Raw genomic sequence first — 15,775 nt, 5'->3', positions numbered from 1 at the left:
ATTAAACTTAATACAATCTAATTATTTTTACATCGAGTTTTAAGAAAATAATTTATATGATTAATTAACCAATTAACCCAGTTTTCATTTTCATTTAAGCAATCTATATAGTGAAACTCCTTTCCACCATTAGATAAAAATAATTCTTTATCTGCAATAGCTAGTTCTTCCAAAGTTTCTAAACAATCAGAAACAAAGGCAGGAGCTACAACAGCAATTTTTTTTACTCCGGTTTCAGGAAGTTTTATCAAAGTCTGATCTGTATAAGGTTGTAACCAAGGTTCTCTTCCTAGACGAGATTGGAAAGTTTGTTTTATTTTTGATTTTTCCAATCCTAAAGTTTCTCTGACTTTTTCAGTAACATAACAGCATTGATGTTTATAGCAATATTTATGTGATTTAAGTCCGGTTTCAATACAGCAACTATCATCTAATCTACACGTTTTCGTATGGTCTGTTTTAAAAATATGTCGTTCTGGCAATCCATGGTAGCTAAACAATAATAAATCAAAATCCTTAGGAAGATTTGATTCTATGTGTTTACTTAAAATTTTTATATATTCATCATCATTATAAAAAGGAGGTAAAAAAAATAATTTTAAATTAGGAAAGTATTTTTTTTGTATATCTTTTGATTTTTCAACAACAGTTTCAGTTGTACTCATAGCGTATTGAGGATATAAAGGAATTATTAAAACATCTGTAACTCCCTTATTATATAGTTCTTGTAATCCTTTTTTGATAGATGGTTCTTGATATCTCATAGCTAAAGCAACAGGATGAGCGATTTTTTTCTGTATACTTTTAAATATCCTTTTAGATATAACAACCAGAGGTGAACCTTCTTTCCACCATATACTTTTATAGGCTTGTGCTGAAACTTTAGGGCGCTTAGGTAATATCATTCCCTCAACAATTATTTTGCGTATGATCCATGGGGCATCAATAACTCTCTTATCCATTAGAAATTCACGCAAGTAAATTCGTACATCTTTTTCTGTAGGTGTTTTAGGAGAGCCTAAATTAACCAAAAGTATACCTTTCATTATTTATATATCACTTATATCAATTTTACAAATGTAATAATCTAATAAGTAAAAGTTGTTTTTTTAATATCATTAAATTTTATATATGTATAAAAAAACAAAAATTATAAATTTTGTTTTTTTAAAATTATTGTGTTAATTTTTTTTATAAAAAAATAAGATAATAAAAAATATTCTTGGAAAATTTAGTAGTTAAAAGAAGTTATTTAGTTTATAAAATTTATATGTGAATTTTATTATTGAATAAAAAAATATGTCTTAATTATTTATAAATTCAATAGAGAAAAAAGAAAAAAATCATATAATTAGATCAAACCTTTCAGTGTAGATATAATTATTATTGATATGCGAACAAAATATTCAAATTGAAAATTATAATAGCATTGATTTAATAATATTTAGAAAAAAAGACTTCTATTTAATGAAGTCTTTTTTAAATATTGGTTTAAGCCAAAGTAATAGATTTATCTAAATAAACGTCTTGTATGGTATTTAATAATTCAACCCCTTCTTTCATAGTTTTTTGAAAGGCTTTTCTTCCGCAGATTAGTCCCATTCCTCCTGCTCTTTTGTTAACTATAGCAGTAATTACTGCATCTTTTAAATCATCGTATTCATCATGAGATTCTCCTCCTGAATTAATTAAGCCTACTCTTCCCATATAATTATTAATTATTTGATATCTACATAAATCAATCGGATGATCTGTTGAAAGTTCAGAATACATTTTCGGATTAGTTTTTCCAAATTTAATAGAAATAAACCCTCCATTTATATTGGGTAATTTTTGTTTAATAATATCAGCTTTTATAGTTACTCCTATATGGTTAGCTTGTCCGGTAAGATCCGCAGAAGAATGATAATCCATCCCATCTTTTTTAAATGCGTCATTTCTTAAATAACACCAAAGTATAGTAGCCATACCTAATTCATGTGCATATTCAAAAGCTTCGGCAATTTCTATAATTTCTCTTCGGCTGTCTTCAGAGCCAAAATAAATGGTAGCTCCTATAGCTACGGCTCCCATATTCCATGCTTCTTTTACTGTTCCAAACAATATCTGTTTTGGCGTATTAGGATAAGTGAGTAATTCATTATGATTAATTTTAACAATAAAAGGTATTTTATGAGCATATTTTCGAGCCATGGCAGCTAATACTCCATAAGTGGATGCTACAGCATTACAACCACCCTCTATAGCCAGTTTAATAATATTTTCAGGGTCGAAATATAAAGGATTAGCAGCAAATGAAGCACCCGCTGTATGTTCAATTCCCTGATCTACGGGCAATATAGAAACATATCCAGTATTTGCTAAACGACCATGACCTAAAATTGTTTGTAAACTTCTTAGAGTTTGAATATTTCGGTCTGTATTAACCCATACATCATCAATAACACTTGGGCAAGGAGAGTGTAATAGTTTTTTATCTACAGTTTTACAGGTATGTTTCAGATAAAAATCTGATTTATTACCTAACAATTCTAATATTTTTTTTTGTGACATTTTAAAATAAATATTTTAAGGTTTATAATTCATATCTAAGGTATGAAAAAAAATTAGAAGTGTAAATAGCTTTTATTAATAAATGATTTTATTTAACCCTTTGTTTACAAATAATTTGTTACGAATTAATAATGAGATATAATGATTACCATGAGCCGGAATCATTATTTTTTTTACTTTTTCTATGTTTTTTATTTGAGAATGAAGAGAATAATAACCATATCCTTTTAATACTCCTTTTTCAATCCATAAAAATGATTTTTCACTTAAAGTTCTACCTTTTCCACTAAGTAATACATATTTTTCTTTCTTTTGTATTTCTGGGTTTATTTTTTTAAGTAAATTTTTCGAAAATAAATAGTCCTTTTTATTGTTTTGATTAATAAAATTTTGAGCTTTTTTATAAGATGAAAAGGCTAATAATGCACGTTTTTTATTCGTTTTATTAAGCGGAAAAATAGTAAAATTTTCATTAGAATTTTCTTTGAAAATTCCATAAATAAAAGGTGATAAATTTTTACGTGGTTTAAATTCAGGTTGATTTATTTTTATCTCATTTTGTGCTTTTACTAAACTTATAATATCGTTACCTGTAATTTCATAACTTATGGTTTCTGTTTTTAATTGTAAAAGTCTAGTCCTTTTTCCTTTACCTGTTAGAATTTGGCGTGCTTTATTAGATATATTAGTATCGTTATCTATATAAATTATTTTACCTTCTTTATTATGAAAGTAAAATACTCCTGTTTCTTGAGGGAGTTCTTCCAATAAACGAATTATCTTTTTATTTAAAGAAGGATATTTTATATGCTTTATAGAAGTTTGTATAATATTTTTTTGAGAATCTTTATCTAGTAATAATTGAAATAGTTTTACAGTAGCTCTAGCATCTCCATGAGCTCTATGTCTATCAGATAAAGGAATACCTAAAGAGGAGCATAATTTACCGAGAGAATAAGATGGGATTCCAGGGATAAGAGTTTTACTTAGAGCAATAGTATCCAGCGTAGGTCTTACAAAATCAAAACCTAAATGAGAAAATTCAGTTCTAATTACTCGGTAATCAAAATTTACATTATGTGCTACTATTGTAGCTTCATCTGTTATTTCCACCAGCCTTTTGGCAAGTTCATGAAATTTAGGAGCTGTTTTAACCATTTTAGGCGTAATTCCTGTTAGTTTTTGTACAAAAAAACTAATTTCTTTTTCAGGGTTTACCAATGATATAAAAGTATCAGTAATTTTTTCTCCATCAAAACGATAAACAGCAATTTCAATAATTCCTTCTTCATTATATTGTCCCCCTGTAGTTTCAACATCTAAAATAGCGTAATTCATAATAAATAAAACCTCTGATCATTTTTTAGCATTTCTTTTATTTTTTATTCCTAAGGTGCCGAAAAACGCTTTTGAGCCTTCTCTTATGAATGTTCGGCTAATATCCCTTACAAAAGGAGAGTTCATTATTGTTTCAAATAAAGAGGGTGAATGCTTCTCAGCATTTTTTGTTTCAGACACAGTCTCTTTATTTTTAGTCATATTGGTATAGTTTGAGTTCATTCTTCCACTTAGAATTTCATAAGCACTTTCTTTATTAATATCTTGTGCATATTTTTTAACTAAATCAGAATTATTAACTAAAGTATCAATTTCAGAAGAGGATAGTATATCCATTCGAGAACTTGGAGAAATCATGAAAGTATCAGCTAATGGTGTAGGGATTCCTTTTTCATCTAAAGATGTAATAAATGCTTCACCTATGCCAAGTTGTTGAATTAATTCACTGGTGTTATAGTATATAGAAGTAGGGTAATTTTCTACTTCCTTATTTATTTCTTTTTTATCTTTGGCAGTAAATCCCCTTAAAGCATGTTGTATTTTAAGACCTAATTGACTCAAAACTCCTTCAGGGATGTCTCCGGGAACTTGAGTACAAAAATAAATACCAATACCTTTTGATCGTATGAGTTTGATTATGGTTTCAATTTGATTTAATAAAACTTTAGAAGCTTCATTAAAAATGAGATGAGCTTCATCAATAAAAATTATTAATTTGGGTTTGTCTAAATCTCCTACTTCTGGAAAGGTTTGATAAATTTCAGATAATAAACTCAACATAAAAGTTGAAAAAAATTGAGGATATGATTGTATGTCTGCTAATCGTATAATATTTATGACCCCTAAATTATTTCGTTTTTGTAATAAATCCTGAGTATCAAAGCTAGGTTCTCCAAAAAAACGAGAAGCCCCTTGTTGTTCTAGAGCAACAATATTTCTCAATATAGTACTCAAAGAACTTGAAGCAATAGATCCATAATTTTGTACAAGTTCAGATTTTCCCTGTTCATTTTCTGTAACAAACTGTAAAACCTTTCTTAAATCATCCAGATCAATTAAAGGTAGTTTTTTGTCATCACAATATTTAAAAATAATTGACAAGATACTTGTTTGAGTATCATTAAGGTTTAAAATCTTACTAAGTAAAATAGGACCAAATTCAGTAATAGTAGCTCTAAGTCTTACCCCTTTTTCATCAGAAATTGATAACAATTCTACAGGAAAACTTTTCGCAGAATATTGCATTTTAAGTTTTTCATAACGTTCATGAATTTTGGAGCTGTTAGAATCACCAGGTTCAGCCAAACCACTTAAATCCCCCTTTATGTCCATTAAAAGAGTAGGTATACCTTTAATAGAAAGTTGTTCAGCCAATATCTGAAGAGATTTGGTTTTTCCTGTTCCTGTAGCTCCGGCAATTAATCCATGTCGATTAAGCATTTTTAAAGGAACAGAAATTTCGACTTCCGGAATAACTTCTCCTTCAAATATTCCTTTACCTAAAACAATTTTATCCCCTTTATATGAATATCGGTTGTTAAATTCTTCAATGAATTGTTCCTTCATATTGTGACAATTTTAATAACTTGTAAAGGTAATTAAAATTGTTGATTTTTTATATGATTAATTTTTTTATGTTATATATTGTGTTTTTATAAAATGTTTTATTACAAGTTGTTAGGTGGTGGTAAATAGAATTTTTTACTCGGTTAAACTTTTGTATTTTTGCAATCTTATCATAAGAGAAATAGATATATGAAGATAAAGATTATAAATAAATCGAAACATGAGTTGCCAGAATATAAAACAGCTTTTTCTGCGGGAATGGATTTAAGAGCTAATTTGGATAAATCTATATTACTAAAACCTTTAGAAAGAAAAATCATACCCACAGGTTTATATCTAGAAATACCTCCGGGTTATGAAGGGCAAATAAGACCACGTAGTGGAATGGCTTTTAATCATGGAATAAGTTGTCCGAATTCACCAGGAACGATCGATGCCGATTATAGAGGAGAGTTAGGTGTAATATTAATAAATTTATCTAAAGAAGATTTTGCTATCAATGATGGTGATCGTATAGCCCAACTTATTATTGCAAAACATGAAACAATTACCTGGGAGGAAGTAGAACGACTAAATAGTTCAGAAAGAGGAGATAAAGGTTACGGTAGTTCAGGAATCAAATAATAAATAATTAAAATATATATATAAGTAAATCTTTTTAATAAACAGAATATGAGAATTATTATTCCTATGGCAGGAAAAGGGTCTCGTTTAAGGCCCCATACCTTAACCGTTCCCAAACCTTTGATTCCTATTGCAGGAAAGCCTATAGTTCAAAGATTAGTAGAAGATATTGTAAAAGTAGTCGATGAAAAAATTGATGAAATAGCATTTATAATAGGAGATTTTGGTCCCGAAATTGAAAAAAAATTAATGTCTATTGCAGATAAATTAGGAACTAAAGCCTCCATATATTATCAATTAGAACCCTTAGGAACAGCACATGCTATTTATTGTGCCAAAGAAAGTATGTCCGGACCTGTAATTATTGCTTTTGCGGATACTTTATTTAAAGCTGATTTCCAATTAGACAAACACTCTGATGGAGTAATATGGGTAAAAAAAGTTGAAGATCCAAGCGCTTTTGGAGTGGTGAAATTAGATGCTTATGGAATTATTGAAGGAATTGTAGAGAAACCACAAAACTTTGTTTCAGATTTAGCTATAATCGGTATTTATTATTTTAAAGAAGCAGAAAAATTAATGTCTGAAGTAGACCACCTAATCAATCATAATATAAGAACAGGAAATGAATATCAACTTACCGATGCTTTAGATAATTTAAGAGAAAAAGGAGCTAAATTTACTTTAGGAAAAGTAGATGATTGGATGGATTGCGGAAATAAAAATGCAACCGTAGAAACTAATTCTAAAATTTTAGAATATGAAAAACAAGAAGTTTCTATATATCCGGATAATGCTGAAATTATAAATAGCCTTATCATACCTCCATGTTTCATAGGTGAAAATGTTAAAATTGTAAATTCCAAAATAGGGCCCAATGTGTCTTTAGGAAATGGTACTAAAATTAATAATAGTAATATAGAAAATTCATTAATACAGGAAAATACATATATTCGATATGGAAATCTTAACAATTCAATGATTGGGAATTCTTCTAAATATTTTGGAGTATCCAGCGCTTTGAGTTTAGGGGATTATAGTGTTATGGATTTTCAATCAAAATAGAAAAACGTGAAGAAATTAGTTTTTATACTAGTCATTACCTTAGCATTGGTGTCCTGTCATACACAAAAAAATGCGGTTATAAAAGGAAAAGATATAAAATTTGAAAATTTAGATGAAGAAAAATTATTCAAAAATATTGCAGTGCCCTTAAATTTTACAAATTTAAAAATAAAAGCAAGTGCAGATATCGAATCAGGAAATAGCTATCCGGCAATAAACTTAACTTTATATTTTGAAAAAAATGAGCAAATCTGGGCAAATGCGTCACTTTTATTACCTTTAGCCAGAGCAAGCATCAAACCTTCAGGTTTTAAAATGTATGAGCGAATAAACAAGACTTATATTGATTCAGATTTTGATTACGTTAAAAATTTGTTAAAAATCAATTTTATTGATTATCAGAATATAGAAAATTTATTATTAGGTAAATTATTTTTTCCTGTAAATACAAGGGAATATGATTTTTCTATAAATAACAACAATTATATATTAACTTCTTCTAAACCCATTAAAATAGGGAAAGACGGCGAAGCAAGGAGTTTTGCAATTCAAATTACATATGATTCCAATTTTAATTTAAAAGAAGTAATTTTAGAAGATAAAAATTCACAATCCTTATTAAAACTCAATTATGGAGATTATGTGAATTTTGAAAACACAATTTTACCAAAAAATATTAAAATTTTCATAAAAGACAAAAAAGAGACTAAAATTTCTTTAGATTATAATAAATTTGAATCAATAAAAATGGATACACCGTTTGAAATCCCTAAAGGATATGTTCAAAGAAAAATTAACTAATGGAGAAAAAGAAAATAGTATACGCTTTTTGTTTATTTTTTATTACACTTTTAGTATTTAGCCAACAGCCAAATCGGAAAGAACTATTACAGAAACAAAGTGCACAACTAAAACAGGAAATTTCAGATCTTAATAAAGCTTTAGCAGCTAGTAAAAACGAGTCTAAAACATCTATACTTTATATAGCTAATCTTACAAAAAAATTAGAGGCACGAACAGCTTTAATTTTAACAGGTAAAAAAGAAACTCGCATTTTAGAAGATGAAATATATTTAAATCAGTTAGAAATAAATAAACTACGTAGAGATTTGTCAGAATTACGTGAAAATTATGCAGAGGTTTTAATTCGATCTTATAAAAATAAATCTATACAAAATAAAATACTATTTATACTTTCATCCAAAAATATATCGCAGGCGTTTCGACGAATTAAATATTTACAAAAATATTCCGAATATCAGGATGAAAAAGTAGCAGAAATTAATGAAAAACAAGCTGCTATTTTAAAAACTATAGATTCCAGAGAAAAGGCTAAAAAAGAAAAATTGATGGTTCTTTCTCAACAGCAAGTACAAGTAAATCAATTAGATATAGAGAAAAAAGAAAAAGAAGTAGTAGTTGCACAGTATATTAAACAACAAGGCGATATGATTGCTAAAATAAAAGAAAAGCAACTACAAAGACAGGCATTGGAACGTCAGGTACAAGCAATAATTGCTGAAGAAATAAGATTAACTAAAGCGAAAGAAGCTGAAGCAAAAAGAAGAGCAGAAGAAGCAGAACGATTAAGAAAAAAAACCATAGAGGAAGAGAAAGCTAAAAAAGCAAGAGAAGATCAATTGGCAGCTGAAAGACTTGCCGCAGAAAAAGCGAAAGCTGCAGAGATTGCAGCCAAAAATGCTCTTGCAGCCAAAAAAGCTGCAGAAAAGGAAGAAAATGATAAAATTGCAGCCAAAAAAGCCGAAGAATCCAGAAAATTAGCAGAAAGGGCAGTTGCTGAAAAAAGAGCAGCAGAGAAAATATTAGCCAAAAAAACCTCTGAAGCAGATGTTGCAGAAGCAAAAGCAGTTGAAAAAAGGAAATCAATAGGAGCCACTTCTTCCCCGATATCACCATCAGAAACCTTATCTAAATCTTTTGAAGCCAATAAAAATTCATTACCTTGGCCAGTAAATGGTACTGTTGTCTCGCATTTTGGGAAAACTCCACACCCCGTAGTCCCTAATATTACAGTTGAACATCAAGGCGTAGAAATCGCAGCTTCTTCAGGTAGCTTGGCAAAAGCAGTATTCAATGGTTCGGTAAGTAAAATTATGATAATTCCGGGAGGGGGGAAAGCTGTATTGATAAGTCATGGGAACTACTTTACTTTATATGCAAATCTTTCTACGGTTATTGTCTCAGAAGGAGATAAAATAAAAACAGGTCAAGCTTTAGGGAAAATTTATACAGATGATAGTAATAACACTCTTTTAGGCTTTCAGGTATGGAAAGGTACAGTTCCTCAAAATCCATCTAATTGGATTTCAGGAATGTAAAAAAATAATAAATTCAGAATGAATTCATTAAAAGAATTATTATTATCTTTGATGTCAATATTAAAAAAAGAGGAATATGAGGTTATTTGAGCATCCAATGTCAATAGTAATCATTTTAGTAGTGGTTTTATTATTGTTTGGAGGAAAAAAAATTCCGGAATTAATGAAAGGATTAGGAACGGGATTAAGGGAATTTAAAGATGCTACTAAATCTGAAGATAAAAAAGATAATTCTTCCCAATCCTCATCTAATAAAGAAGAATAAAAACTACTTTTAATTTATTACTAAATTATCATTAATGAAATTTACAGAAAAAGCTTGGGAAATTTTTAATCAAAGTATTCAAGATTATCATATTCAAGATAATATTTTTCAATCTATAAATAATCCCTATCCTAAAGGTGAAATAGAGCATCTTCTTTATTTAAAAAATTGGATAGACACTGTACAATGGCATTTAGAAGATATAATCAGAGATGAAAATATAGATCCGGCAGAAGCTTTAAAATTAAAAAGATGGATCGATAAATCTAATCAAGAAAGAACAGATAGGGTTGAAAATTTAGATAGTTGGTTTTTAAATAAATATAAAGAAGTTAAAATAAGGCCTGATGCAAAGATAAATACAGAAAGTCCTGCTTGGGCTATTGATAGACTCTCTATTTTAGCATTAAAAATTTATCATATGCAAATAGAAGTTGACAGAAAAGATAGTTCAATTGAACATCAAGAAAAATGTAGGGCTAAATTAAAAATTTTATTAGACCAACACAAAGACCTTTCTACCGCGATAGAAGAATTATTGCAAGATTACCAATCAGGTAATAAATTTATGAAGGTTTATAAACAAATGAAAATGTATAATGATAAAGAATTAAATCCGGTTTTATATAATAATAAATAAATAGGATTTAATTTCAAAAGGTGTGTTTAGATAATATAATATATTGTAAATTCCTACTCATTAACTTTATATCAAAATGGCAAGAAAAATAGTTTTTTTATATCTATTTTTGTTTAATTTTTTAATTCTCTTTTCTCAAGAAAAAGTAGACAAACCCTCTACAGAAATAAAAGATACACTTTCAGCAAAAAAAATAAGTAATTGGGAGGTTTTAGGGAGAAATTCATTGTCATTATCTCAAAATGCTTTTTCAAATTGGGTAGCAGGTGGAACAAATTCTTTTGGGGTGAATGTAAAAACTAATTATGAATTTAATTACAAAAAAGGGAAGCATATTTGGAATAATAAAGTTAGTATAGCTTATGGGCAATTAAGTAATGAAGGTGAGAAACCGAAAAAAACAGATGATAATGTTTTTATATCATCTACCTATGGAAATGAGATTAGTAACCATTGGTATGGAAGTATAGCTATGTCTTTACAGACTCAAATAGCCAATGGGTATGATTATAATACTTACCCCAATTACACACCTAAAGACCGAAGGTCTGCATTTATGGCTCCGGGCTATTTTACTTTAGGTGTTGGTTTTGAATATAAACCTCAAGGTAAATTTCAGTTATCATTATATCCTATAACCTCTAAAACTACCTTTGTTTTAGATAAAAAATTACAGAAAAAAGGAAATTTTGGTTTGCGTAATGATGGAGATTCTGAATATTTGGAATTAGGTGCTTATATAGGAATTAAATACGAATTGGAGATTATGAAAAATATAACCTGGAAAAGTGATTTAAACTTCTTTACCAATTATCTTTCCCATACAGAAAGAATCGATATGAATTTTAATACCATTTTTGACATGAAAGTAAATGATTACGTTTCAGCGATTCTTTCATTTAATGCGCTATATGATCATGATCAGCTAAAAAAAATGCAAATTAAACAAACTTTAGGAATTGGATTTACATATGCCTTTAAAAATACAAACAAGGATAAATCCTAATTTTATTATTTGCCAATAGTTTTTATATATTCAAATATTTAATAATAAATAACTTCAATAAATTAATTATAAAAACAAATAATCTAATAAAAGCTTCTTAATAGTAAATTAAGAATACAAGATTTTATAAAAAATTGAAAATTTGATTATCCAAAATTAATTTTTTAGAATAATTTTAAGTTTATATTGTTAATGGCATAGATTTAATTTATAAAAAAATCTTCAATAAAAAATGAATTTTATATAAAAATTCTTTTTTACATCTTTCAATTACGCCTATATTTGCAACTGTTTTTGTTTTAAAGATAATAATTATGAAATTGTTGACTGTCGGCACAGTTGCTTTTGATGCAATAGAGACACCATTTGGTAAAACAGATAAAATTTTAGGAGGAGCAGCTACTTATATAGGATTAGCAGCTTCAAAATTAGGAGCTCAGGTTAATATTGTTTCTGTAATAGGAGGAGATTTTCCTCAAGAATATATAGAGGTTTTTCAAAAAAATAAAATAGGTATTGAAGGAATAAAAGAGATAAAAGAGGGTAAAACATTTTTTTGGGCAGGAAAATATCATATAGATATGAATAATAGAGATTCATTGGCAACAGAACTCAATGTTCTGGAAAACTTCGACCCTGTAATTCCTGAAAGCCAAAAAGATTCCGAAATTCTTATGCTAGGAAATTTACATCCGGCAGTTCAGTTATCTGTATTAAATCAAATGAAAAAAAAACCTGAACTGACTATTCTAGATACTATGGATTTTTGGATGAATTCTACCTGGGATCTTTTAATGCAAGTAATATCAAAAGTAGATGTAATTACTATAAATGATGCAGAAGCTCGTCAGTTATCTGGAGAGTTTAGTTTAGTTAAAGCAGCACAAAAAATTCAAGAGATGGGTCCTGAAGTAGTAGTTATTAAAAAAGGAGAACACGGAGCATTATTATTTAATAAAAAACAAGTATTTTTTGCCCCGGCTTTACCTTTAGAAGATGTTTTTGATCCAACAGGAGCAGGGGATACTTTTGCCGGAGGTTTCGCAGGTTATTTAACTCAAACAGGAGATCTTTCTTTTGAAGGATTAAAAAAAGCCATAATAGTAGGAAGTGCCTTAGCCTCATTTACTGTAGAAAAATTTGGTACAGAAAAATTACAGGAATTAACCTCACAAGAATATAAATCAAGATTAGAAGAATTTAAAAATTTAACAGAATATAATTATATAATTTAAAAAATATAGAAAAAATTATGAGAAAAGCCTTTAATTACTTAATTAAAGGCTTTTTGTAAATTTATACTTTATAAAAAAACAATTTATGATAAATGCAAAATTTATAACCATAGGTTTGGTTTCAACATTTTTAATAAATGCACAAAATATGAAATACCCTGAAACAGAAAAACAAAATATAACAGATGAGTATTTTGGAGAAAAAATACCTTCCCCTTATAAGTGGTTGGAAGATGATCAATCCCCCAAAACCCAGAAATGGGTAAAAGAACAGAATACCGTAACTTTTGAATATTTAAATAAAATCCCATATAAAAGTCAGCTAAGAGATCAACTTACAAAGCTTTGGAACTATGAAAGAGTTTCGGCTCCTTTTGAAAGTGGAGACTATACTTACTATTTCAGAAATAATGGATTACAGTCACAATCTGTTTTATATAGAAAATTAACCAAGGGAGGACCTGAAGAAATATTTTTAGATCCGAATAAATTTTCTGAAGACGGAACATCTTCATTAGGTGAAATATCTTTTAGTAAAGATGGAAGTCTTGTAGCATATCAGGTTTCAGAAGGAGGATCAGACTGGAGGAAGGTTGTTGTATGGGATACCAGGACAAAAAAGCAAATAGGAGAGACATTAAGTGATGTAAAATTTTCTAATATAGCATGGAAAGCTAATGAGGGTTTTTATTATTCCAGTTATGATAAGCCCAAAGAAGGAAGTTCACTATCGGGGAAAACAGAGCATCATAAACTTTATTTTCATGATATAAGAGAATCACAGTTTCAAGATAAAATTATTTTTGGTGGAAATGAAATTCCAAGAAGATACATTAGTGCAACCATTACAGAAGATCAAAGATATCTAGTAATTACAGCCGCAAATTCTACATCAGGGAATGAACTATATATTCAGGATTTCAAAAATTTCAATAAGATAATACCTGTTATAACCGGGTTTTCCAACACTTATAATGTAGTAACTACAGAAGGAGACTGGATATATATACAAACAAATCAAGATGCTCCTAATCAAAAATTAGTAAAATTACATTCATCACATATTGGCAATAAAATTCTTGATTTAAAAATCGTAATTCCGGAAATAAATTCTGTATTGCAAGTAACAACGGCTAATAAAACTTTATTTGCGAAATATATTGTAGATGTACACACCGAAGTAAAACAGTATGATCTGAGTGGTAAAATACTTCGTACTATTCAATTACCGGGATTAGGCCAGGCGACCGGCTTTTCAGGAAAAAATAATCAAAAAGAAATTTATTACTCGTTTACCAGCTATATATATCCGTCCACTATTTTTAAACTCAACACGGAAACAGGGAAATCAGAACTTTACAGAAAACCAATAATTAACTTTAACCCTAAAGATTTTGAAAGTAAACAGGTTTTTTATACTTCTAAAGACGGAACAAAAATTCCTATGACCATCACTTACAAAAAAGGGTTGAAATTAGATGGAAAAAATCCAACCATATTATATGGCTATGGTGGCTTTGAAATAAGCTTACTCCCAACTTTTTCCGTTTCCAATGCGATATGGTTGTTAAACGGAGGTATATATGCAGTAGCTAATTTGAGAGGAGGTGGAGAATATGGCAGAAAATGGCATGATGCAGGCACACAACTGAATAAGAAAAATGTATTTGAAGACTTTATAGCTGCAGGAGAGTATCTTATATCCAATAATTATACATCATCAGGATATATGGCTTTGTCAGGTGGTTCCAATGGAGGATTATTAGTCGGAGCAGTCATGACTATTCGTCCGGATCTTGCTAAGGTAGCTTTGCCGGCCGTTGGGGTATTAGATATGTTACGTTATCATACCTTTACTGCCGGAGCAGGTTGGGCATATGATTATGGAACAGCAGACGACAATAAAGAAATGTTTGAATATTTGAAATCTTATTCTCCGGTGCATAATGTAAAGAAAGGAACATGCTATCCTGCAACCTTAATAACTACTGGAGATCACGATGACAGAGTAGTGCCCTCACATTCCTATAAATTTGCAGCCGAATTGCAGGCAAAACAAGACTGTTCCAATCCGGTCTTAATACGTATTGAAACCCGTGCAGGGCATGGAGCAGGAAAGCCTACTGATTTAATTATAGAAGAAACAGCTGATAAATTTTCTTTTGCCCTTTATAATTTTGGAATCAGAGAGCTGAAATAATATTTTTCTAATTTAAATATAAAATATCAGAAGTTATATTATAATTTAACTTCTGATATTTTGTTTGTTCAGTAGAGTTGTTGTTTGAGGAGAAAAATTCAAAGCTTATTTTGTATATTCAAAATAATATTCAGTAATTCCATCATTATATTTCTCAGTAACTTCTATAGGATAGTTATCTTTATCATAAACTATTTCATATAAGCTAATATTGGGAGTTGATGAAGTTTTGTTCCAAAATAACTCAGTTTTAATAGGGTTATTTTTTGATAAGGTATGATATAGATAGCCATCATAAATAATTCTAAAATAAATATTATAATTAGTAAAAGGGTTAAATTTATTATCATAACTTATTAATTTCTTTTTATCATTTATTGTTTCAGTGGATATATTTCCATTATTATATATATAGTTATATTCATCACAATCCATGTATACCATTTTATATAATTCTTGATTTTTATTAATAAAAAAGTCAAATTTATCTTCCGCTTGTCCATTTTTATTATAGAGTTGTGAGGAAAACTTATTGCCTTCATAAGAATAAATAACATAAGAAAGTAATGAATTATCAGAACTATAGCTGGAAAGTTTTACCACTTTATCTCCCTCATACTCTAAAATATTTTTTTCAGTACCATTTTCTAGAACTTCAGATACCTTTCCATTTGTATAAAAAAATTCAAAATATGAAAAGTTATTTTCATATTTACCTATTGATTTAATAGAAATTTTTTTTATTAGTTTATTCTCAATATTAGGAGTTTCATTTTCTATAGTATTATTGTCATCATTACAATTTGAAAATAAAAGACATAATATGAATAAAATTAAGATTTTTGTTTTCATAGTATTTTATTTTTTAATATTTAATAAGCATATCATTATTGTTGTAAATTTATAAAAAACATATAACATATGTTGCTGTTAATGGTTTTTTT

The 15,775-nt window shown here is 28.6% G+C and carries 14 protein-coding genes; 9 read left to right on the top strand and 5 right to left on the bottom strand.

From position 1 onward, the window contains the following. Positions 1-17 precede the first annotated feature (17 nt). The 4 genes from hemH to C4S77_RS00825 form a co-directional block, all read right to left on the bottom strand. Positions 18-1,046, bottom strand: a complete 1,029-nt coding sequence (gene hemH / locus C4S77_RS00840) for a ferrochelatase (RefSeq protein WP_105245344.1) — start codon at positions 1,044-1,046, stop codon at positions 18-20. A 445-nt stretch (positions 1,047-1,491) separates the two neighbouring features. Next, positions 1,492-2,553, bottom strand: coding sequence for a class I fructose-bisphosphate aldolase (locus tag C4S77_RS00835; RefSeq protein WP_105245342.1), 1,062 nt, complete (start codon positions 2,551-2,553; stop codon positions 1,492-1,494). 75 nt (positions 2,554-2,628) lie between these two features. Further along, complete coding sequence (locus tag C4S77_RS00830) at positions 2,629-3,891, bottom strand: exonuclease domain-containing protein (protein ID WP_105245340.1); 1,263 nt, start codon at positions 3,889-3,891, stop codon at positions 2,629-2,631. Between the two features lie 18 nt (positions 3,892-3,909). Continuing rightward, complete coding sequence (locus C4S77_RS00825) at positions 3,910-5,457, bottom strand: helicase HerA-like domain-containing protein (protein ID WP_105245338.1); 1,548 nt, start codon at positions 5,455-5,457, stop codon at positions 3,910-3,912. A gap of 189 nt (positions 5,458-5,646) precedes the next feature. Between C4S77_RS00825 and dut the strand changes: the two genes are divergently transcribed. The 9 genes from dut to C4S77_RS00780 all read left to right on the top strand — a co-directional run bounded on the left by dut (position 5,647) and on the right by C4S77_RS00780 (position 14,831). Continuing rightward, positions 5,647-6,081 carry a dUTP diphosphatase gene (gene dut, locus C4S77_RS00820; protein WP_105245336.1) on the top strand — a complete coding sequence of 145 codons (435 nt, stop codon included), beginning with the start codon at positions 5,647-5,649 and terminating at the stop codon, positions 6,079-6,081. Between the two features lie 48 nt (positions 6,082-6,129). Then, positions 6,130-7,146 (top strand): sugar phosphate nucleotidyltransferase, encoded by a 1,017-nt coding sequence (locus C4S77_RS00815; RefSeq protein WP_105193883.1) that lies wholly within the window; start codon positions 6,130-6,132, stop codon positions 7,144-7,146. A gap of 6 nt (positions 7,147-7,152) precedes the next feature. Next, positions 7,153-7,947, top strand: a complete 795-nt coding sequence (locus C4S77_RS00810) for a DUF4292 domain-containing protein (protein WP_105245334.1) — start codon at positions 7,153-7,155, stop codon at positions 7,945-7,947. Beyond that, positions 7,947-9,485 carry a peptidoglycan DD-metalloendopeptidase family protein gene (locus tag C4S77_RS00805; RefSeq protein ID WP_105245332.1) on the top strand — a complete coding sequence of 513 codons (1,539 nt, stop codon included), beginning with the start codon at positions 7,947-7,949 and terminating at the stop codon, positions 9,483-9,485. The genes C4S77_RS00810 and C4S77_RS00805 overlap by 1 nt, the downstream gene beginning before the upstream one ends. Positions 9,486-9,561: 76 nt before the next feature. Continuing rightward, positions 9,562-9,750, top strand: a complete 189-nt coding sequence (gene tatA / locus C4S77_RS00800) for a twin-arginine translocase TatA/TatE family subunit (RefSeq protein WP_105193880.1) — start codon at positions 9,562-9,564, stop codon at positions 9,748-9,750. 34 nt (positions 9,751-9,784) lie between these two features. Then, complete coding sequence (locus C4S77_RS00795; protein WP_105193879.1) at positions 9,785-10,390, top strand: DUF4254 domain-containing protein; 606 nt, start codon at positions 9,785-9,787, stop codon at positions 10,388-10,390. Between the two features lie 76 nt (positions 10,391-10,466). Further along, complete coding sequence (locus C4S77_RS00790) at positions 10,467-11,396, top strand: DUF3078 domain-containing protein (protein ID WP_105245330.1); 930 nt, start codon at positions 10,467-10,469, stop codon at positions 11,394-11,396. 314 nt (positions 11,397-11,710) lie between these two features. Further along, entirely contained in the window at positions 11,711-12,631 is a 921-nt protein-coding gene (locus tag C4S77_RS00785; RefSeq protein WP_105245329.1) for a PfkB family carbohydrate kinase, read from the top strand. 85 nt (positions 12,632-12,716) lie between these two features. Next, entirely contained in the window at positions 12,717-14,831 is a 2,115-nt protein-coding gene (locus C4S77_RS00780; RefSeq protein ID WP_105245327.1) for a prolyl oligopeptidase family serine peptidase, read from the top strand. A 105-nt stretch (positions 14,832-14,936) separates the two neighbouring features. Here C4S77_RS00780 and C4S77_RS00775 read toward each other — a convergent pair whose 3' ends face one another. Continuing rightward, positions 14,937-15,683, bottom strand: coding sequence for a hypothetical protein (locus tag C4S77_RS00775; RefSeq protein WP_105245325.1), 747 nt, complete (start codon positions 15,681-15,683; stop codon positions 14,937-14,939). Positions 15,684-15,775 lie beyond the last annotated feature (92 nt).

The sequence above is a fragment of the Apibacter adventoris genome (assembly GCF_002964975.1).
GTDB classification, from domain to species: domain Bacteria; phylum Bacteroidota; class Bacteroidia; order Flavobacteriales; family Weeksellaceae; genus Apibacter; species Apibacter adventoris.
This window is presented reverse-complemented; position numbering and strand designations above follow the sequence as displayed.